The following is a 21,167-nucleotide window of genomic DNA, read 5'->3' as shown; positions in this document are numbered from 1 at the left end:
GCCATGACTGCCATCCAGACTGAAACCCCCGTTTCCCAGCCGCCCACCACCGTGGAGCACGTCCTGACGCTGGACTGCAGCGAGTCGCCGGGCATCGTCCACGCAGTGTCCGGCTTCCTGCTCGAGCACGGCTGCGACATCATCGACAACCAGCAGTTCGGCGAGCGCTCCGAAGGGCACTTCTTTATGCGGGTGCACTTTGCATCCGACGGCGATGCCTCCACCGCGGACACGCTGCGGGCCGCTTTTGGTCCCGTTGCCGAGAAGTTCGGGATGCGCTGGCGGCTGGAGCGGCAGGGTTCGAAGCGGCGGGTGCTGATCATGGTGTCCAAGTTCGGGCATTGCCTCAACGACCTGCTGTTCCGCGCACGCATCGGCGAGCTGCCGGTGGACGTGGTGGCCGTAGTCTCGAACCACACGGACCATCAGGCACTGGTGGAATGGCACGGGATTCCCTTCTTCCACGTGCCGGTCACCGCTGCCACGAAGCCTTCCGCAGAGGCCCGGCTGCTGGAGCTGGTGGACGAGTTCGATGTGGAGCTTGTGGTGCTGGCCCGCTACATGCAGGTTCTCAGCGACAACCTGACGCGGAAGCTGGACGGGAAGGCGATCAACATCCACCACTCGTTCCTGCCCAGCTTCAAGGGCGCCAAGCCGTACCACCAGGCCTACGCGCGCGGCGTGAAGACCGTGGGTGCCACCGCGCACTACGTCAACAGCGAGCTGGATGAGGGACCGATCATCTCGCAGCAGACCGTTGAAGTGGACCACACCTACGGGCCCGAGGACCTGGTGGCCGCCGGCCGCGACACCGAGTGCAAGGCGCTGTCCAATGCCGTCCGCTGGCACTGCGAGGGCCGGGTGATTCTGCAGGGCAACCGCACGGTAGTGCTCCGCTAACCCCCGGACGCTCTCTCACTTAACGCGGCTTCCCAAACGATCCTCTCTCACTTGATGTGGGTCTTATCCGGACGCTCTCTCACTTGATGTGGGCTTTCACGTGACGCTCTCTCACCTTTGGTGAGGGAATGTCACGGCGTTAAGAGTCATCTTGGTCATAGAGGCACATACCGGCCGCCGCTCAGTCGCCGCTGGCAAACCCCGACGCCTGCGGATGGTCGAGCCAGCCTCGCCGAAGTTCCCGTTTGACGCGTTGCACTGCACCTTCGAAACCGTCAGCAAAGTCGTCCTTGTCAAGAACCAGAACCGTCCAACCGGCTGACTCGAAGGCCTTGTCCCGTCTCCTGTCACTGAGCATCTGCGCGTCACCAAGGTGATGCCCGCCGTCGTACTGGATGGCAAGGCGCCGATGACGGTAGCCGAGATCGGCCGACGGCGACTTCACGTCTCCCGCGCGCAGTGGCGCCTGAAGTTCAGGTTCGGGTAGGCCCGAGCTGACGATAGCCAGCCGGAGCAGTGATTCAGGGGCCGAGTCGGCACCCACCCGCATCAGATCCAGCGCTTCGCGGGCCCGGACGATGCCCTGGAGATTTGAGTGGCGGCCCACCAGGGTACGCAGCCCTGCCAGGGTGTCATAGGGCTCCATCCGTCCCTCGAAAGCCACGCGGGGGTTACGGATCAGTTCATCACCCAGGCAAACCAGGTCATGGAGCGGCAGGACGCGCGCCATATCCAGCCAGGTTCGAGAGCGAGTACTCAGCCGGATACCGTCGACCAGTTCAATCTCGTCTTCAAGGGCCAGGACGGTATGCCCGAATATGCCCTTCCGGCGGACCGACGGCAGCGCACGCGGTTTGCTGAGATGCAGTTCGGTGGAATCAGCCAGCCACGGCGGCAGCAGTTGGCACCGGAGCCGGGCCGCGGTCACATGGGAGATCCAGGCACCGGGCGAGGCAGCGGACAACGCTCTGGCGGCGCCTTCCAGATCGAAGTCCCAATCCGCCGGGCGGTAAAGGCCGCGGCCCACGTTGACTACATCCTTGCGCCGAAGTCTGTCCAGGGTGACGCCGGAAGCCCTGGCCGAGCGGAAGGTGAAAGGAGCCTCTGCCAACGGCGGGGGCAGGAAATTCTGCTTTCGCATGCTGGCATTGTGCCTTGGCCTGGCAGGACGCTGCAGAAGTTTTCCACAGGCCTGCCGTTGGGCGGCGGTGGGTGAGAGGGCATCACCTCAAAAGCCCACATTTAGTGAGAGAGGGTTGCCGGAAATCCCACCTTAAGTGAGAGAGGGTTGCCCAGAGAGGCCGCGTTAAGTGAGAGAGCGTCCGGGGTTATTTGGGCTGGAGCGCGGCCAGGCGGGTGGCCAGGTGCAGGGCCGCCAGCCTGCCGGTGCCGCGGGGATCTCCGCCGCACAGGGAGAAGATCCGCTGCAGCCGTTGATGCATGGATTGCCGCTCCACGTGCAGCTCCCGCGCGGCCTGGGCGGTGTTGCACCCGGAGTCCAGCCAGACCCGGAGCGTCTCCAGCAGCTGGGAATGCCGCAGGGCGTCGTGCTCAAGGACCGCCCCCAGCTGCTGGTTGACGAAGTCGCGCCGCGGAGCCTCTTCCATCGCCTGAACGGCGAGCCGTTCCACGGCGTACGCCTGGGCATCAAGCACCTGCCCGGGTGCGGTTGCCGCTGAGCTGGAACGGACGACGTCGGCAGCCAGCTCCAGCGTGAGCCTCGCCTCGGCGAGGGACCAAGGGGCGGATGATATGCCGGAGGCCACAGGCCCGACGGCGCTCACCGTTCCCTCCGGCACTTCCAGCGACTGCAGGCCGTCCACAATCTTCTGCCGTTCGTCCTGAACGTTGCCGGAACGTAGGACGCCCAGCGCCAGGAGCTCCGCGTTGTCCGCATAACTGGCGCCGTGCTGCCCGCCCGGATCGAGCAGATGCTGCACATCCTTCCGGAGCTGCTTCGAGGCAGGGGAACGGACCACCACCGCCACCACCTGCGCGGTCACCGGAATTCCAGCGGCGGGAGCCAGTTCCTGGAGCCGCCAATTCTGCTTGCCCGAGTCAATGGCCCGGATCAGGGCAGCACCCGCCATCTCCTTCAACCCGGGAGGCATGCGCTGCAACAGGGCCAAGGCCAGAATGTCCACGGACCGGTTCGCGGCAATCCTCGCCAGGTTCACATCAGCTTCGCCGCGGACATTGAGCGTCAGCCGGGCAGACGGAATCCCCCGCACCGGCACCTCCACGTGAATGGGCGTCAAGTAGTCCCCCGCGTCCTCACCGGAGGGAGCCGGCTCCGAATCATCCAGCGGTACGTTCGACTCGGCGCTGGCAAGCGTCACGCCGGCAGTGGAGGTGAGCACCACCTCCGAACCCGTAGCCCCGGCCAGGACGGCAAGAATGCGGTCGAGGCTTCCACCGTGGGCCAATTCCACGGCCATGGCATGGCTAGCCTGGTCCGCCTGCTGCAAGTGCGCCGCGGACTCGCTGACCAGCTGTGAGTTGATGGCCTCCATGACGCCCACGAAGGGAACCACCTTGCGCAGCTCGATCAGCGGAAGGCCCGCCTCTTCAGCAGCCGCAATCATCGAGGAAGGAATAGAGGGCAACACGCTTCCGGTCTCGACGGCGAGCGCCGCCACTCCGCGCTCGGCCAGCTCCCGGATATAGTCCGTCCGGCGCTCATCGGACGCGGACGCAAGGGCCTGCCCGCCAGTCAGCAGGAGTTCACCGCCACCCAGCAGCGACGCGATATCCATGACCTCGCTCGAATGGATCCACCGGAGCTGGGTCTGCGGAACAACATTAGCGGCCGCGCGGACCACCGGATCGGCGGCCGCCACCGTCGAATGCCGAAGAACATCTTCCAATCGAACCGGCATGACACTCCGTCGTGTAGAAGGGGAAAGTTCAAGACACATTGTAGATGGTGGATGTGGCCCCTGACACATAATCTTGAGGAATCCCCATCCCCCTCAACGAAGAGGCCTCGATGCAACAACAACCCACAAGCCCAGGAATCGAGCAATCCGCCCATGCGGAAGACGTCGAAGCCTGGCTCCAGCCCATTCCCGAGTCCCAGCGCACCCACAAGGTTTCAGGCCAGTTCTGGATCTGGGCCGGCGCCAACCTCGCACCGATCAACTGGGTGCTGGGCGCCCTCGGAATCCACCTGGGGTTGGGTTTCGCGGACACCGTGACAGTGCTGGTACTGGGCAACCTGATCGGCATGCTGCTCTTCGGCTGCTTTGTCCTGCTGGGCCAGAAGACCGGCGCCACCGGCATGGTGCTCGCCCGGGCCGCCTTCGGCAGGCGGGGCAACTACCTTCCGGCAGCGATCCAGGCGCTCCTGGTGATCGGCTGGTGCGCGGTCAACACCTGGATCATCCTGGACCTGGTCATGGCGCTCTTCGGCACGCTCGGCTGGGTGGATCCCACCGCCCACAACTACGGCTGGAAGATCGGGGTGGCCACCACCATCATGGCCGCCCAGGTAGCCATTGCCTGGTTCGGCTACAAGGCCATCGCAGCCTTCGAAAAGTGGACCGTCCCGCCCACCATCATCATCCTGGCCGTGATGTCCGCAGTGGCGTGGTTCGGCATGAAGATCGACTGGGGCTATGCCGGACCGGCAGGCAACATCCTTGAGGGATCCGAGCGGATTGCCGCCATGAGCGCCGTGATGACGGCCATCGGCATCGGCTGGGGCATCACCTGGTTCACCTACGCCGCCGACTACTCCCGCTTCGTCAGCACCGAAGTCCCCAAGAAAAAGGTCTACCTGGCCTCCGTCCTGGGCCAGTTCATCCCGGTGGTCTGGCTCGGCGTCCTCGGTGCAAGCCTGGCCACCAACAGCGGCGAAATCGACCCCGGAAAACTCATCGTCCAGAACTTCGGCGTGATGGCGCTGCCGGTGCTGCTGATGGTGCTGCACGGCCCCATCGCCACCAACATCCTGAACATCTACACCTTCTCGGTGGCCACGCAGGCGCTGGACATCACCATCAGCCGCCGCAAGCTCAACCTGTTCGTCGGCGTCTTCTCCCTGGCCGCCGTCGTCTTCTTCATCTTCCAGGAGGACTTCGCAGCGGTCCTCGACGCCTGGCTCATCGGCCTCGTCGCCTGGGTGGCTGCTTGGGGCGGCGTGATGCTGGTCCACTACTTCTGGGTCGACAAGCGCTGGCCCGGCAATCCCGAAAGGCTGTTCGACGACGTCGGCACCAGGCGGCTCCCAGGCGTCAACTGGGCGGGGATCACCTCGCTCCTGGTGGGCATCTTCGCCACTTGGCTGTTTATGTACGGGCTCGTCCCCGCCATGCAGGGCCCCATCGCCGTGGCCCTGGGTGGCTGGGATCTGTCCTGGCTCGCCGGCGGCCTCGCCAGCGCGGCCAGCTACGCCATCCTGGGCCCGAGAATGCACCGCAAATTCATTGAGTCCGCCCCGGCCCCTGCAGACCAGCTGCCCACCGAGCTGACCGGAGCTTCCGTCCCCGGCACGCCGGCCTCACTCTGACGCCGCCTCCCGATTCCCGCGCTCCCCGAGCCGCAACGCTAGGACAACCATGACTCCCGAAGCATTTCCCGATTCCGCCCACCCCATCACCTGGCCCGAGGGCAAGCGCGCGGCAGCATCCTTCACGTTCGACGTCGACGCCGAATCCTGCACCATCGCCCACGATCCCAAGAGCACCCGCCGGATGTCGCTGATGACCCACCAGTCCTACGGGCCCAAGGTCGCTGTTCCACGGTTGCTGCAGATCCTTCAGCGGCAGGACATCCGCGCCACGTTCTTTGTTCCCGGCTTCACGGCCGAGTGCTACCCGGACACCGTCCGCCGGATCGTCGACGCGGGGCACGAGGTGGCGCACCACGGCTACCTCCACGAGCCCATGCAGGGCATCGACGCGGAAACCGAGGCCCGGTACATTGACCGCGGGCTGGAGGCGCTCGCCAAAGCAGCCGGCGTGGAGCCCGTGGGCTACCGGGCACCCTGGTGGGAGCTGAACTGGCACTCCACCGGGCTCCTGGCGGACCGCGGCTTCCTCTACGATTCGAGCCTGCTCGACGGCGATGCCCCCTACCGCTTCAGCGTCGCCCCCGGTGACTCCCGTGACATCGTGGAGATCCCGGTCGACTGGGCGCTGGACGACTGGGAACAGTATGCCTTCTACCCCGGGGTGACCGGAAGCGGCGTCATCGAGAGCCCGGCCAAGGTCCTCGAAATGTGGACGCTCGAGGCGGAGGCACACCACGCCCAGGGTAGTTGCTTCGTCCTCACGAACCACCCCTTCATCTCCGGCCGGCCCTCCAAAGCCGTGGCGCTGGAACGGCTCATCGAACGGGTCAAGGGGATGGACGGCATGTGGGTGGCCACGATGGAAGAGATCGCCCAACACACCCGGGACACGGTCCAGGAAGTTCATACCCACGCGCGGATCGAGGTGCCGGCCTTCCCGGACACGAGAGCAAAGTTCACGCCGGCGGGGGTACTTGAATCCAGGCCCGCCGCCGCCACCTGAGCCGCCGGGGCGACGCTACAAAGAACAGCCCCGGCGATCAGCAACAGTGGAGTGGTACTGCACCCTTGGCGGGGGCAGTACCACTCCACTGGCGTTTAAGAACCCTTGGTGCGGTGACCTTCCGCAGCCCAGCCAAGCCAGGATCCGCCGTCGTACGCCCTGCCGTTTTGTGTCTTTCCACGACGTTCCGTAACGCTGCGCTACGTCCTGTTGAGCGTTCGAGACGTCCCGTGAACGCCCGCGACGGGAACGATTGTGGCGGTGCCGGGTGCTCCGTAATCTCAACTCAGCACCCCGCCCCAGCAAAGGAATCCCCCATGTCAGACCCCTCGAACAAGAGCTCCGAGAACCAGGAAGGCTCCACCCGCATCGTGGCCGGCCAGTCCGCCCGCCCCAAACGTCCCCTGGGCCAGAAGATCGGCATCGCCGCCGTCCTCCTCGCCCTGGTGGGAGGCGGCACCGCCATCGCCGCCACCGTGAACAGCGGCGGCAGCACTCCCGCTGCCGCCGAGGAAACCGCACCCGCCGGAAACCCGGCAGCCGAGCTCAAGCTGGGCTACTTCGGAAACGTCACCCACGCCCCCGCCCTGGTGGGCGTCAGCCAGGGCTACATCGCGGACGAACTCGGCGACACCAAGCTGACCACCCAGGTGTTCAACGCCGGGCCCGCCGCGATCGAGGCGCTGAATGCCGGCGCGATCGACGCCACCTACATCGGCCCGAACCCCGCCATCAACTCGTTCGTCAAGAGCGGCGGTGAGTCGATCAACATCATCGCCGGTGCTGCGGCCGGCGGCGCCCAACTGGTGGTCAAGCCGGAGATCAACTCCGCGGCCGACCTCAAGGGCAAGACCCTCGCCTCCCCGCAGCTCGGCGGCACGCAGGACGTCGCCCTCCGCGCCTGGCTCACCGCGCAGGGCTACAAGACCAACGTGGACGGCAGCGGTGACGTCGCCATCAACCCCACCGAGAACGCCCAGACGCTGAAGCTGTTCCAGGACGGAAAGCTCGACGGCGCGTGGCTGCCTGAGCCCTGGGCCTCCCGCTTGGTGCTCAACGCCGGCGCCAAGGTCCTCGTGGACGAAAAGGACCTGTGGGACGGCTCGCTGTCCGGCAAGCCGGGCGAGTTCCCCACCACCATCCTGATCGTCAACCAGAAGTTCGCGGCGGACCACCCGGACACCGTCAAGGCACTGCTGAAGGGCCACGTGAAGTCCGTTGAGTGGCTGAACAAGGCTGCCGCCGGCGAAAAGGCCAGCGTCATCAACGCCGCCCTCAAGGAAGCTGCCGGCGCCGAGCTGAAGGCCGACGTGATCGACCGGTCGCTGAAGAACATCGTGTTCACCGTTGACCCGCTCGCCGGAACCTACCAGAAGCTCTTGGCCGACGGCGTGACTGCCGGCACCACCAAGCAGGCCGACATCAACGGCATCTTCGACCTGCGCGCCCTCAACAGCGTCTCCGGCGAGAAGACCTCAGCTGCGGGGCTCGGCAAGGAGTAACACCGCGGCCAGCCAGGACGCTCTCTCACTTGATGCGCCCTTTTCCCCAGCGCTCTCTCACTTTCCCTAAGAAAGCGAGAGAGCGTTGGCCTTTTAAGCGCATTAAGTGAGAGAGCGTCACCTTCTTGAAGTATCAGCAAGGCGGATAGTTGATATCGAAAAACTCGCCTTCCCCGAATATATGAAGTACTTCACAGTAGTTACAGGACCTGCACCAAACCGACCGCAGCCAGTAACCAGAAGGACTTCAACGTGGAAACTCCCCTCTCCCATCTTGCCCACCTCGAAATCACCACCCCGGACGTCGAAGCCTCGGCACGGTTCTACGAGGAAAAGTTCGGCATGCGCATCGTCGACCGTGTGGACGGCAACGTCTACCTGCGTTGCTGGGGCGACTACTACCGCTACAGCCTGGTCATCACCGAAGGACCGGAAGCGTCGCTGGGCCGGATGGCGTGGCGCACCAACTCCCAGGCCGCCCTCGAAGCAGCGGCCCAGCGCATCGAAGCAACCGGCGTGCAGGGTGCCTGGACTCCCGGCGGCCACGGCTACGGCAAGGCCTACGAATTCACCGGCCCCTACGGCCACCACATGCGCCTCTTCTACGAGGTGGAAAAGTTCGTGGCCGAGCCCGGCTTCGAGTCCACCTACCCGGACCGCCCGGAACGCCGCAGCAGCCACGCCGCCGCCCCCCGCTTCCTGGACCACGTCACCGTCGCCGCCTCGGATGTCCGCGGCTTCGCCAAGTGGTACAACGAGGCCCTGGGCTTCCGCGTGATGGCGTTCGTGGACCTGGACGAAGCACCCATCACCGTGTTCTCCGTGCTGACCACCAACGAAAAGTCCCACGACCTCGGCGTCGTCCTGGACACCTCCAGCCGCGCCGGCCGCGTCAACCACATCGCCTTCTGGGTGGATGCCACCGAGGACCTGCTCCGCACCGCCGACGTCATGATGGAAAACGGGACCCCGATGGAATACGGCCCCTCCATCCACGGCGTGGGCGAGCAGAACTTCCTCTACTTCCGCGACCCCTCCGGCCTGCGCGTAGAGCTCAACTCAGGCGGCTACCGGAACTACGTCCCGGACTGGGAAGCCAACACCTGGAAGCCTTCGCTCGGTTCCAACAACTTCTACAAGAACGGCGCCATGCCGCACTCCATGACCGAATCCTTCCCGCCCGCGGAAGGCTTCACCGCCACGGAGGAAGGCGCTTCCGCCGAGATGAAGGAAGCCCTCCTGAACCCTTACGCCAAGCAGGGCCGGGGCTAAGACACCATGGCTGAAGCAACCTATTCCCTCATCCGGTTCCAGGAAGCCGGCGACAGCAAGGCCCGCGCCGGTCTGCTGGCCGGCGGCCGGGTCCTGCCGCTGGACGGGGACATCAACTCCCTGATCGAGCACTGGGACACTATCGAATCCCAGTTGGACGCGCTCGCCGCCGCGGCCGGCGGGGACACAGGCCTGGCATTGGCCGACGTCGAGGTCCTCGCCCCGGTAGAGCCTGCGCAGGTGCTCCAGACCGGCGCGAACTACCGCAAGCACGTGATCGACCTCGCCGCGGCGCACCGCGAACCGGGCCAGGACGAGGACGAAGTGCGCGCCAAGACCGCCGCCATGATGGACAAGCGCGCGGGCCAGGGCACGCCGTACTTCTTTATCGGACTCCCGACGGCGATCGCGTCCGCCACGGACGACCTCACCCTGCCGTCCTACTCCAAGTCCCACGACTGGGAACTGGAACTGGCTGCGGTCATCGGCAGGACGGCGTTCCGGGTCACCCCGGAGGAAGCCCTGGAGTACGTGTTCGGCTACACCATGGTCAACGACATCACCACCCGCGAGTACGTCTTCCGGAAGGACATGCCCGCGATCGGCTCGGACTGGTACCGCGCCAAAAACGCCCCGGGCTTCCTGCCCACCGGGCCGCTGCTGGTGCCTGCCAAGTTCTTTGGCGACCCGCAGGACGTCCAGGTGACGCTGAAGCTCAACGGCAAGGCCATGCAGGACGAGTCCACGCAGGACATGATCTTCGGCGTGGCCAAGCTGGTCAGCGAGGCCTCCCAGAACATGCCGCTGCGTCCGGGCGACCTTGTCCTGACCGGAAGCCCCGCCGGCAATGGACAGCACTGGGGCCGGCTGCTCCAGGACGGGGACGTCATGGAGGGCACCATCACGGGCCTTGGCACCCAGCTCATCCGCTGCAAGGACGAAGTGGCAACTGAAGGCAGCAAGCCGTGACCACCCAGGACACTGCATTCACCACCGGGGCCGGGGAATCAACTGATTCCTCGGTCATCCGGCGTGAAGACCCGCTCGGCAGCATCCGCGCCATGGCGCAGGCCCACAACAACTGGGGCCGCTGGGGCCAGGACGATGTCTTGGGGACGCTGAACTTCATCGACGCCGCCAAGCGCATCGAGGCTGCAGCATTGGTCAAGACCGGCGAGGCGTTCTCGCTGTCCCAGCCGTTCGACACCAATGGCCCGCAGAAGGGATGGCGCCGCCGCACCAACCCGGTGCACACCATGACGGACACGGGGGTTGACGCCGAGCGCGGCAACCAGGGCTTCCCGCATGGCTTCGGCGGCGCGGATGACGTGATCGCCATGCCACTGCAGTGCTCCACGCAGTGGGACGGCCTGGGCCACATCTTCGACCAGGGCAAGGCCTGGAACGGCCGCGCCGCCGGGGACGTGGTCACCTCCGAGGGCGACCTCGTCACAGGGATCGAGACCGCCGCGGCGAAGATCGTGACCCGCGGCGTGCTGCTCGACGTCGGCCGTGCGCTCGGCCCAGAGCTGGGAAGGAACGACGGCGAGCTGCCGGACGGATTCGCGATCACCCCGGAACACCTGCAGCGGACCATCGAACTCCAGGGCCCCAGCTCAACCGTGGGCCGGGGCGACATCGTGGTGATCCGCACCGGGCAGTACACGCGGGTCCGCCGCGACGGCTGGGGCGACTACGCCGGCGGGTCGGCCCCGGGGCTGTCCTTCAGCACCGCGCCCTGGCTGCACCACAGCGAAATCGCCGGGATCGCCACCGACACCTGGGGTTTCGAGGTCCGTCCGAACGAGTTCGACGCCGCCTTCCAGCCCCTGCACCAGATCGCGATCCCCAACCTTGGCCTGTTCCTGGGCGAGATGTGGGACCCGGACGGCTTGGCGGAGGCGTGCGCGGCGGACGGCAGGTACGACTTCCTACTGACCGCCGCGCCGCTTCCCATTACCGGGGCAGTGGGATCACCGGTCAACCCGATCGCCGTCCGGTAGCTTCAGTTAAAACAGCAACAACCACCAGCAGTAGCGCCGTCAATACAAAGGAGTCAGCGATGGCAGCAGTACAGAACGTCGGAATCGTTGGGGCGGGAGCCGCTGGGCTGGCCGCAGCCATCCTCCTGGCCGACGCCGGAATCCAGGTGGAAATCCTCGAAAAGGCGGACGCCCCGCAGACCCTCGGGTCCGGCATCACCCTGCAGGGCAACGCCCTGCGGGTGCTCCGCCAGCTGGGCGTCTGGGACCAGGTGGAGGCGAAGGGTTACGGGTTCAGCACCCTGGGCCTGCGCGCCCCGGACCCTGCCGGCACCGTCATCGCGGTCCTCGAGGACATCCGCACCGGCGGCGAGGACCTTCCCGCCACCATGGGCATGTACCGCCCGGACCTCACCGCCATCCTTCGCGAACGTGCCGAGAAGGCCGGTGCAAGGATCAGCTACGGCAGGACCGTCACCGGCATAACGGACGACGGCGAATCCGTCACCGTGAACACCGCCGACGGCGGCACCGCCACCTACGACCTCCTGATTGGCGCGGACGGGCTGCACTCCGCCGTCCGCAAGGCCATCGGCATCGACGTCGAGCCCCAGCCCACCGGCATGGGCATCTGGCGTGCCTTCGTGGAGCGGCCCGACGAGGTGGTGCGCACCGACCTGACCTACGGCGGGCCATGCTTCATCGCCGGCTACTGCCCCACCGGCCCGGACACCATCTACGCCTACCTGGTGGAGAAGGCCCAGGAGCGCAAGCACGAGGACGGGCCCCGCATCATGGCCGAACTCGCCGCCGCCTACGGCGGGCCGTGGAAGGAAATCCGCGCCAACCTGGACCAGAGCGCGCGCATCAACTACACGTGGTTCACCACCCACCTGGTGGACGGGCCGTGGAACCGCGGCCGCACCGTGATCATCGGCGACGCCGCCCACAGCTGCCCGCCCACGGTTGCCCAGGGTGCAGCCATGGCACTTGAGGATGCGGCTGTGCTGGCTGAACTGCTGATCCAGGCCGACGACCTCACCGAAACCGTGTGGAAGGAATTCACCGACCGCCGCCAGGACCGGGCCAAGGCAGTGGTCGAGGCCTCCGTCCAGCTGGGGCAATGGATGCTCGACGGCGTCCGCGACGCCAACGTGCCGGGCCTGATGAACTCGCTGTCCACCCTGCTGAAGGAACCCGCATGAGCACCGATTCTGTTCAAGCGCCCACTGTGGACGTCCACGCCCACATTTTGCTTCCGGCCCTGCAGCAGCTCGTGGCCGAGGCGGATCCGGAAGGCTTCGGCGCCCAGCAGGCCCTGGAGGTGCGGCGCAACGGCCCCGAATCCATGGCCGCATCCGGCAGGATGATCAAGGAGCGCTGGCCGCAGCTGACAGACCTGGACCGCCGGCTCGCTGACATGGATGCCCAAGGCGTGGACGTGCAGCTGGTCTCGCCGTCGCCGTCGCACTTCTACTACTTCGCAGGTGAGGAGCTAGCCCTCAAACTGGCCAAGTCCACCAACCAGGCGGTGCGGGAGTTCGTGGACCGTGCACCGAAGCGGCTCAACGGGCTGGGCCTGGTCCCGCTGCAGCATCCCGCGCTGATGGTCGAAGCCTTGGAGCACGCCGTTGTGGATTGCGGCCTGCTAGGCGTGGAGATCGGCTCGTTCGCTGCCACTCCGGAGGATCCGGAACGCAGCACCGTGGAGCTGTCCGATCCGAGGCTGGAACCGTTCTGGAGACGGGCCGAGGAATTGGACGCCCTCGTATTCCTGCACCCGTTTGGATGCTCCTTGGATGAGCGGCTGGACCGCTTCTACCTCGCCAACACCGTCTCCCAGCCCGCCGAGAACGCGGTGGCCCTCTCCCACCTGATCTTCAGCGGCGTCCTGGACCGGCACCCGGACCTGAAAGTCCTGGCCGCGCACGGCGGCGGCTACCTGCCGACCACCCTGGGCCGCTCGGACCACGCCTGGAAGGTCCGGCCGGAAGCACGCGGCTGCGCCGAGCCGCCGTCGTCCTACCTGAAGAAGCTGTATTTCGACTCGCTCGTCCACAGCCCTAGCGAACTGCGGGCGCTCGTGGCCGCCGCCGGTCCGGAGCAGGTGCTGCTCGGCTCGGACTACCCGTTCGACATGGGATCGGACCTCCCTGTAGACGAAGTGCAGGCCGCCGGACTCCCTGCCGACGACGAAACCCAGGTTTTGGGCGGCAACGCACGCACGCTGGGCATCACCGCGGCGGCCGCCCTGACCGCCCGACGCAACCCTTAAGGAACACGCATATGGTCAAGATCGCCCGTTGGAATCACGACGGCGGGACGCAGTCCGGCTTTGTGGACGCCGGAAACTGCTTTGCCCTTCCCGCCGGCCAGGGCGTCCAGACGCTGCTCGACGCCGGGCTCGAGGAAACGCTGGCACTCGCCCGTGAGGTCATTGGTTCCGGGACCGCCATTCCCCTGGCGGACGTACAGCTGCTCGCGCCGCTTGTGCCCGCCACCATCCGGGATTTCGTGGCGTTCGAGGAACATGTGGAAGGCGTACGCAAGAGCATCGACGGCGTGGCCGGCGTGGTGCCCGAGTGGTACGAGGCGCCCACCTTCTACTTCACCAATCCCCATACGGTGACCGGCACCGGCGAGGTGATTGGTATTCCGGCGGGCTGCATAGACCTGGACTTCGAAACGGAAGTGGCTGCCGTCGTCGGACGCGTTCCGGGCAGCGACGGACGCAACCTGAGCGCGGAGGAGGCGCACCGGCACATCTTCGGCTACACCGTGCTCAACGACTGGTCGGCGCGGGACCTGCAGCGCCGGGAGATGAAGGTCAGCCTGGGGCCGTGCAAGGGCAAAGACTTTGCCAACACGCTGGGGCCTTGGATCGTCACTGCGGACGAGTTCGAGGACCTGCACGACGCCGAGGGGTTCCTGCCGATCTCCATGTCCGTTGAGGTCGATGGAGAACAGATCGGCCAGGACCTGCTCTCCAACATGGGCTGGCCCTTCGCCGAGCTGGTGGCCTACGCCTCGCAGGACTCTGTCGTGCGGCCCGGCGATGTTCTCGGCTCCGGCACGTGCGGCAGCGGGTGCCTGGCCGAACTCTGGGGCCGGAACGGCGCGAAGACTCCCCCGCCGCTGAAAACCGGTGATGTGGTGCGCATGACCGTGGAAGGCATCGGCAGCATCGAGAACACCGTCGGCGCCCGGCGCGAAGCCGTGACCCGAGTACCTGCCCGGACGCGTCCGCGCAACCGGGTTGCCACTGCGGCCCCTTCCGGAATCTAAGGTGGTTTCGCTTCAGCTCAAGGGCCGGACGGTGGTGGTTACCGGTGCGGGCCAGGGCGCTGCCGAGGCGCGCCTGCTGGTGGAGGCCGGGGCTCGTGTCATTGCCACCGACCTTGCGGCGGATATGCCTGCGGGGTTGGCGGGTTTGCCGTCGTCTTCTGCCGGATCCTTGGTGTACCGGCAACTGGACGTGAGCGATGCCTCCGGCTGGTCCGAACTCGCTCAATGGATTCAATCCGAGGGATGGCAGGTGGACGGGTTGGTCAACAATGCCGGCATCACCCAGCGAAGCCGGCTGCTCGATGCCTCGGTGGCGGACCTGCAGAAGGTCTATGAGGTCAACGTTGCCGGAAGCCTGCTGGGGATCCAGGCGCTCGCGCCGTTGATGGGTAGCGGGACGTCCATTGTTAATGTCGGCTCTGTCGCCGGCCTGACCGCGCATTATCCCGTGGCATATACGGCCAGCAAGTGGGCGCTGCGGGGGCTGTCCCAAGTGGCTGCCATGGAGCTTGGACCGCGCGGGATAAGGGTCAACACGATCCACCCGGGCTTCATTGAAACGCCCATGACGGCGGGCGCCAAGCCGGAATTCCGGCAGGCCACCCTGGCCGAGACTCCCCTGGGCCGCACCGGAAGTGCGGAGGAGGTGGCCGCCGTCGTACTCTTCCTCCTCAGTCCGGTGTCCTCTTTCGTGACCGGCGCGGAAATTCCGGTCGACGGCGGTCAGACATCCCACGGCGGCGCCAAGTCAGTCTCCGACGCCCTGCGCTAACCGCCCGATACATCCCAACTGGGTAGCGCTAAGTGTCGTTTTGGAGCTTCAAAACGACACTTAGCGCTACCTAGTTGGGGGAGCGACGGGGATCAGCCCGGCAGCACGGCCGACCAGCCGCCGTCGACCATCAGGTTAGCGCCCGTGACGTACGAGGCCTCGTCGGAGGCGAGGAACAGCGCGCACTTGGCCACTTCTTCGGGCGCGCCGATGCGGCCCAGCGGGATGCTGCCGGCGATGGTCCGCATCGGATGATCCGGCGCCAGGAGGTTGCCCTCTGTCGCTGCGGTGCGGATCATTCCGGGGCTGACAGCGTTAACCCGCAGCCCATGGGGAGCCCCTTCGGCCGCGAGCTGTTTGGTCATCGCCACCACGGCCCCCTTCGTGGCGGTGTGGGCCAGCCGGCCGTTGGTCATAGAGCCGGTGACCCCCGCTGTGGAGCCCACCAGGACAATCGCACTGTTGGCAGCCTGGATCAGTTGGGGCCAGAAATACCTGACCGGCAGGAACACCACGTCCATCTCGTGTTCAATGTTCCATTTCCAGTCATCGAAGGCGAGCTCCCCCACCGGGGCGAAGCGGGTGACTGCGGCGTTGGCGTACAGGATGTGGACCTGGCCATGCTCCGCGGCCACATCCGCAGCCCAGCCAGCCACGGCTGCCTCGTCCGTGAGATCCACCCGGCTGCTGCTCATCCGGCCCCCGGCCTCGGTGACCGCCGCAACCGTGGCCGCGGCGCCGTCGTCGTCCATATCGCAGCCCACCACGAAGGCCCCTTCCGAAGCGAAGGCGAGCGCGGCCGCCCTGCCCTGGCCGCTGGCCGTTCCGGTGATAACGGCCGTTTTGCCGGCCAGTCGCGGGCTGGAAGCGGGCATGGGAGATCCTTCCGAGAGCGTGTTGCCTCGACTTTCGCAGGGACGGGCCGGAAGGGGAACGGCGTCTTGGGTCTAGGTGGTATCCGCCGCGCGGATAGTCGCGGGGACGGGCTCAGCCGTCTTCCGCCGCAGTCCCGGCGGCCGGCGCCGCAGCGTCTGCGGCCAGGGCCCTGCGCCGGCGGGAAACCTGGATTGCGATGGCGGTGGGGATCGCGGCCAAAGCGGTGATCCGCATCCAGGGCCGGTCCAGGACATGGCCGGTGAGCGCATCCAGCGAGTAGAGGCCGGAGCCCCCGATCGTGAACGCGGCGGCTGCCAGGCCGAGCACGGCCGGGTATTCGAGGCCGCCCTCTTGGGCGAAGAAGCCGTTCGGGGCGTGGACGCTGGCTGCGACGCCCATGGTGGTTGCGGCAGCGGCGCCGGCGGCAGGGGTGGCGAGCCCCAGGGCCAAGGCCAGGCCCGCTCCTGCTTCACCTACGCCCGCAAGGACCGCGCTTGTTTTAGCGGGGCGGAACCCCATGGCGTGCATGCCCTGGCTGGTGCCTTCGACGCCGCCCCCGCCGAACCAGCCGAAGAGTTTTTGGGATCCGTGGGCGACAAGCACTCCTCCCAGAGCCACCCGAAACAGGGTCTGCGCGGCGGCCGCCGCCTCAGGGCTGGTGGTTACATTGCTCATAACAGTCCTCCTGGGGTTTTTTGAGTCGCTGCACGGCTCGTTTCAGCACCGAGTCTACGACTGAGCAACCGCCCCGTCACCGGGAAGAATTAGGCAGGGTACCCCCTCCGGCAGCCGGTACCAGCCGTGGGCCTACGGGGTATCCGCCGCATGGATAGCCACCGGATGGGCGTTGACGGGGAAGAGCTCGTGGAGCCGGGCGCAGGAGCGCTGGACCACTGACCGCAGCCATACGCTTGCCGGGTCCTCCGCCTGGGACGGGTGCCAGTACATGGCTTCCACCAGGGACGCTTCGGTCCCGCCGGAGAACTCCAGCACCACGATGTCCGCGCCGCGCTGCGCCCGTCCGGCCAGCATCCGCGGGACGAGTGCCACAAGGTCGGTACCTTCGACCAGGAGCGGCAGGGACAGGAAGCCGGCCACCACGGCCGCCACCCGGCGCTGGATGCCCCGGGACTCGAACAGCTTGTCTGCCGGGGTGCTGATGCCCTCGCCGAAATAGCCGACGGCGTGGGGCACGGCGGTCAGGTCTTCGAGGGTCAGGCGGGGCTGCTGGAGCAGGGGGTTCCCGGCGTCGGCCACGGCCACGAAGCTGTCGCGGAAGAGCTGCTTGCTGGCTCCCTGCATCTGATATCCCGTGGGGCCCACCAGCAGGTCGATCTTGGAGTAATCCGCCATCTGGCCCTGGATCCCGGAGCCGGCGGTGGGCACGAAGTCCACGGACACACCCGGTGCTTCTTCCCGCAGGATTCCGCGCAGCGGGCCCACGATCAGCGCCGCAACGTAGTCCGACGCGGCGATGATGAACTCCCGCTCGCTGGTGGCCGGGTCGAATCCGGACCTAATGCGCGTGGCCCGCTGGATGTGCAGCATCGCTTCATCTACCAGCGGGACCAGGGACTGCGCAAACGGCGTGAGGTCATAGGTGCGGCCGTTCCGGACCAGGAGTTCGTCGTCGAAATGGCGCCGGAGCCGCGCCATCGCCGCGCTGGTGGCCGGCTGGCTGAGCTGGAGACGCTCCGCCGCCCGGGAGATGTTCCGCAGTTCCAGCAGGACCTGCAGGTGGGGCAGCAGGTTCAGGTCCAGGTTCTTCATACCCACAGGTTATCCATGCCCCCGGTCCTGCCCTGCCACCGGCCACCTTCTACAACCCGCCCAGGTCAGGCGCCCTTTGACCCCAGCTCCCCGGCAGCCTTCCGGGCCCCGCGCACCGCGATGGCAACACTCATCAGCGTTGGGTTCATCGCCGTCGCCGTCGGAATCAGTGCGTTACCGCCCACTACCAGGTTCTCGTAGCCCCACACGCGGGACCACGGATCGGCTACGGAGGTGCCGTCGTCGGCAGCGCCAAGGCGCATGGTGCCCTGGTAGTGCAGGCTGGAGCCGTTCGGCATGAGCCGGGGCTCGGCGACAAAGACACCCAGGGCCTTGCCGGCACGGCGCAACCGTTCCGTAGCCTGGGCTATCTCCGTTTCCTCCCGCTCGGTGAGCGCGTAGTCGATGGTCATGTTCGGGAAGCCACGGTAGTCCGCCTCGTTGTCGTCAAAGGTGACGGCGTCCTCGTAGCGCGGGTGTTTGCGCATCCCGTAGCCCATGTTGACGTAGCCCCAGCGGTTTTCGGAGTAGGGAGTGCCCGGCTCCATGGGGAACGGCGTGGTCTCGGTGTACATCACCTGGACGGAGAAGGGGTGCTCCGGCTCCGAGAACGGAATGCGGTTCACCGCCGCCACAGGGTCCGCGGGGTTCAGTGCGCGCCGCGCCAGCTCGGCTTTGAGGTCCTCTTCACTGGCGTACCGCTGCATCTTTTCGGCGTCGAGTGCCACTGTGGAGATCACCACGGGATGTTCGGTCAGGTAGTGGCCAAGCGCGGCCGGCCGGATGCCCGAGGCCCAAAGGAGTTGCGGGGAGCGGAAGGCATCGGCGGCCACCACAACGATGTCAGCTGCCACAAAGGAGGTCTCTCCTGTGCGCAGGTCCTGCACCGTGACCCCGCTGACGCGGTTTCCGTCGAGCTCCACCCGGCGGACCAGGGTGAGGTCACGCAGTTCGAACTGCTGCGAGAGCGGGCTGTCCTTGTCGGTCAGGGGGCCGAGGACGACGTCGGCACCAGCCCAGCGCACGGACCCGTCCGGCTGCGGGTCCCCGGCCACCGGAAGGGTGCCCACCCCGTAGCCATCCGGCAGTTCCGCGCCGAACTCTTCGTCGAGGAGGGTGCGAATGGCTTCCCCCACTTTCGAGTCGGCGAACGCGGCACTGTGGACGTGCAGCAACCGCTTGGCGTCCTCAATCAGCGCGTCCCATTCATCATCCGCGATGAAGGGGATCTTCTCGCTGAAGGCGGGCGACGGCGTCGCGCAGGTCCAGTGCGCACCCTGGCCTCCCACGTTGGTGGCCGCAGCCGCGGCCGGGAAGGAGGAGGCGTGGGCGGAGCCTGCGCCGCCGAAGTCCAGGAGGTGGGTGCCTTGGCGGGCGGTGAACATGCCCTCGGTGACGGTGGCTGCCGGGATGCCGAGCGACTCTCGGAAGGCGCCGGCCTGCGGACCCTGGGACATTTCCCGGGCGCGCGCCTTCTCCGCGGGATCGAGGATGTTCCGGACGCTCTCGCCGGGAACATCGGTGAGCTGCGGTCCGGCTTCGAACATCACCACCCGCGCATTCGGGACCTGCTCCAGGAGCACCCGCGCGTACGTGGAACCAATGGGTCCGCTGCCGACGATGGCGATAGTGGGGTTGGACATGATGTCTCCTTTGAGATCAGGCCGAGAGGGATTCGGAAGTGGCGTTGGGAGCGGGAACATGTTCGTCGGAGAGGCGGCCGTGCGGAAGCAGGACCGCTGCGACAATTCCCACGGCGTAGGTGGCCGCCAGGGCGACGAAGATGGGCGTGAACACTGAGCTGTAGATCTGCGCGATGCTGGCCTGGATGTCCGGCGCCGCCCCGTGGACCAATTGCGGCGTCAGCGTGGAAGCGTCAAGGCCTGCCGGCAGAAGAGCCGCGACCCCGAAGCCGATCACTCCCCCGATGACCGCCGTCGCCACCGTTGACCCCACCTGCCGCACCAGGTTGATGGTGGCAGTGATGGTGCCGGTCTGGCTGGCCGGCACAGCTCCCTGGACCACGGCGACAATCAGGCTCATAAATGCCCCGGTGCCCATTCCCACCACAGCCATCACGATCATGGGAACCCACAGCGGAAGACCGGCCGGCAGCACCGCCATCACCAGAAGCCCGGCGGCCCCCATCATGGTTCCCGCGATCGGGAAGATCCGGTACTGCCCTGTCCGGCTGGCCAGCCAGCCGGTGAGCAGGTTGCTGATCAGCATGCCGAACACGGTGGCGATCGGCACCAGCCCGGACACCGTGGCGCTGGTCTGGTACGCCATCTGGAAGTAGGTGGGCAGGTAGGCGGTGATGGAGAAGAGTCCGACGCCGATAATCGCCGAAAGTGCCGTGCCCGCCGCAATGGTCCTGTTGGTAAAGAAGCGGAGCGGAACGATCGGCTCGGCGGCACGCCGCTCGATAAAAAAGAAGGCAACGAAACCGGCGATGCTCACCGTGAGCGCGGCTGCGGTGGCAAGACCTGCGCTGCGTTCGGCGGCCCATGTGACGGCAAGTACCAGCGCCACCAGGGCTGTGGTGAAGACAGCGGCCCCGGCAACGTCGAAGCGGCGGGGCATCGGGCCCGGCTCCAGGTGCGGAACGGCGACAAGCGCGAGGCCCAGAGCCGCTGCACCCACCGGGATGTTGATCCAAAAGACCCACTGCCAGCCCCAGTAATCGGTGATGGCGCCGCCGAGGACCGGGCCCACCAGGATGGCGATGGGGAAAGCTGCTCCAATGATGGCCATGTAGCTGGGCCGTTCACGCTGGGTGGTGACGCGGGAAATAATCGTCTGGGACATCAGCTGCAGTCCCGCGGAGCTCATCCCCTGCAGGACCCGGGCGGTAATAAGCCAGGACATGTCCGTAGCGAAGCCGCAGGCCAAGGAGGCGGCGAGGAACATCACGAGAGAGCCGAGGAAGATGCGGCGCGCGCCCAGCACATCGCCCAGTTTGCCGAGCACCGGCAGCAGCACGGTACTGGCGAGCGTGTAACCCACCACAACCCAGCTCATCAGCTGCAGTGCGCCCAGTTCACCGGCAATGGTGGCCAGGGAAGTGGACACCACGGTGTGGTCCAGGGCCCCGAGGAAGGAGACCGAGAGCAGGGAAATAACAAGGAAACGGAGTCTCAAAGGAGAAAGTGGCATAGTGATCTACCCGAACGATCGGGCCGTCGACGCGACGTGTTGTGCCCCCGACGCACCATCACGACGGAGAACGGGTCCGCAGGGAACCCCGGCGCCGGTACCCATATTACCTTACTTTGGTCTAAAAACAACATAA

At 66.5% G+C, this 21,167-nt stretch carries 18 protein-coding genes; 11 read left to right on the top strand and 7 right to left on the bottom strand.

What is annotated here, in order from left to right; all coding sequences use genetic code 11:
- The first annotated feature begins 3 nt into the window (after positions 1-3).
- Entirely contained in the window at positions 4-900 is an 897-nt protein-coding gene (gene purU / locus QFZ36_RS14100; protein ID WP_306637495.1) for a formyltetrahydrofolate deformylase, read from the top strand.
- Positions 901-1,081: 181 nt separating this feature from the next.
- Here purU and QFZ36_RS14095 read toward each other — a convergent pair whose 3' ends face one another.
- Both QFZ36_RS14095 and QFZ36_RS14090 read right to left on the bottom strand, forming a co-directional pair.
- Positions 1,082-2,041: a DUF559 domain-containing protein gene (locus tag QFZ36_RS14095; RefSeq protein ID WP_306637493.1), complete on the bottom strand. Its 960-nt coding sequence runs from the start codon at positions 2,039-2,041 to the stop codon at positions 1,082-1,084.
- Between the two features lie 187 nt (positions 2,042-2,228).
- A complete protein-coding gene (locus QFZ36_RS14090) occupies positions 2,229-3,779 on the bottom strand; it encodes a PucR family transcriptional regulator (RefSeq protein WP_306637491.1) in 1,551 nt (516 codons plus the stop codon).
- 110 nt (positions 3,780-3,889) lie between these two features.
- Here QFZ36_RS14090 and QFZ36_RS14085 point away from each other — a divergent pair, with 110 nt between their 5' ends.
- The 10 genes from QFZ36_RS14085 (at position 3,890) to QFZ36_RS14040 (ending at position 15,229) form a co-directional block, all read left to right on the top strand.
- Positions 3,890-5,410 (top strand): purine-cytosine permease family protein, encoded by a 1,521-nt coding sequence (locus tag QFZ36_RS14085; protein ID WP_306637490.1) that lies wholly within the window; start codon positions 3,890-3,892, stop codon positions 5,408-5,410.
- A 49-nt stretch (positions 5,411-5,459) separates the two neighbouring features.
- Positions 5,460-6,416 (top strand): polysaccharide deacetylase family protein, encoded by a 957-nt coding sequence (locus tag QFZ36_RS14080; RefSeq protein WP_306637488.1) that lies wholly within the window; start codon positions 5,460-5,462, stop codon positions 6,414-6,416.
- Between the two features lie 317 nt (positions 6,417-6,733).
- Positions 6,734-7,918, top strand: a complete 1,185-nt coding sequence (locus QFZ36_RS14075; RefSeq protein WP_306637487.1) for an ABC transporter substrate-binding protein — start codon at positions 6,734-6,736, stop codon at positions 7,916-7,918.
- A 252-nt stretch (positions 7,919-8,170) separates the two neighbouring features.
- A complete protein-coding gene (locus QFZ36_RS14070) occupies positions 8,171-9,190 on the top strand; it encodes a VOC family protein (protein WP_306637485.1) in 1,020 nt (339 codons plus the stop codon).
- 6 nt (positions 9,191-9,196) lie between these two features.
- Entirely contained in the window at positions 9,197-10,159 is a 963-nt protein-coding gene (locus tag QFZ36_RS14065) for a fumarylacetoacetate hydrolase family protein (protein ID WP_306637483.1), read from the top strand.
- Positions 10,156-11,193: a cyclase family protein gene (locus QFZ36_RS14060; RefSeq protein WP_306637482.1), complete on the top strand. Its 1,038-nt coding sequence runs from the start codon at positions 10,156-10,158 to the stop codon at positions 11,191-11,193. The genes QFZ36_RS14065 and QFZ36_RS14060 overlap by 4 nt, the downstream gene beginning before the upstream one ends.
- Before the next feature lie 59 nt (positions 11,194-11,252).
- A complete protein-coding gene (locus tag QFZ36_RS14055; RefSeq protein WP_306637480.1) occupies positions 11,253-12,377 on the top strand; it encodes an FAD-dependent monooxygenase in 1,125 nt (374 codons plus the stop codon).
- Complete coding sequence (locus QFZ36_RS14050; protein WP_306637479.1) at positions 12,374-13,447, top strand: amidohydrolase family protein; 1,074 nt, start codon at positions 12,374-12,376, stop codon at positions 13,445-13,447. Before QFZ36_RS14055 ends, QFZ36_RS14050 begins: the two co-directional genes overlap by 4 nt.
- Positions 13,448-13,458: 11 nt before the next feature.
- Positions 13,459-14,457 carry a fumarylacetoacetate hydrolase family protein gene (locus QFZ36_RS14045; protein ID WP_306637477.1) on the top strand — a complete coding sequence of 333 codons (999 nt, stop codon included), beginning with the start codon at positions 13,459-13,461 and terminating at the stop codon, positions 14,455-14,457.
- A 1-nt stretch (position 14,458) separates the two neighbouring features.
- Positions 14,459-15,229 carry an SDR family NAD(P)-dependent oxidoreductase gene (locus QFZ36_RS14040; RefSeq protein ID WP_306637476.1) on the top strand — a complete coding sequence of 257 codons (771 nt, stop codon included), beginning with the start codon at positions 14,459-14,461 and terminating at the stop codon, positions 15,227-15,229.
- A 92-nt stretch (positions 15,230-15,321) separates the two neighbouring features.
- Here QFZ36_RS14040 and QFZ36_RS14035 read toward each other — a convergent pair whose 3' ends face one another.
- The 5 genes from QFZ36_RS14035 to QFZ36_RS14015 form a co-directional block, all read right to left on the bottom strand.
- Positions 15,322-16,104, bottom strand: coding sequence for an SDR family NAD(P)-dependent oxidoreductase (locus QFZ36_RS14035; RefSeq protein WP_306637475.1), 783 nt, complete (start codon positions 16,102-16,104; stop codon positions 15,322-15,324).
- 112 nt (positions 16,105-16,216) lie between these two features.
- Complete coding sequence (locus tag QFZ36_RS14030; protein WP_306637473.1) at positions 16,217-16,780, bottom strand: DoxX family protein; 564 nt, start codon at positions 16,778-16,780, stop codon at positions 16,217-16,219.
- Between the two features lie 132 nt (positions 16,781-16,912).
- Positions 16,913-17,875, bottom strand: a complete 963-nt coding sequence (locus QFZ36_RS14025; RefSeq protein ID WP_306637471.1) for a LysR family transcriptional regulator — start codon at positions 17,873-17,875, stop codon at positions 16,913-16,915.
- A gap of 65 nt (positions 17,876-17,940) precedes the next feature.
- A complete protein-coding gene (locus QFZ36_RS14020) occupies positions 17,941-19,518 on the bottom strand; it encodes a GMC oxidoreductase (RefSeq protein ID WP_306637470.1) in 1,578 nt (525 codons plus the stop codon).
- A gap of 16 nt (positions 19,519-19,534) precedes the next feature.
- A complete protein-coding gene (locus tag QFZ36_RS14015) occupies positions 19,535-21,016 on the bottom strand; it encodes an MFS transporter (RefSeq protein WP_306637468.1) in 1,482 nt (493 codons plus the stop codon).
- Positions 21,017-21,167: the final 151 nt, after the last annotated feature.

Origin of the sequence: Pseudarthrobacter siccitolerans, from assembly GCF_030823375.1 — a bacterium.
Taxonomy (GTDB): Bacteria; Actinomycetota; Actinomycetes; order Actinomycetales; family Micrococcaceae; genus Arthrobacter; species Arthrobacter siccitolerans_A.
This window is presented reverse-complemented; position numbering and strand designations above follow the sequence as displayed.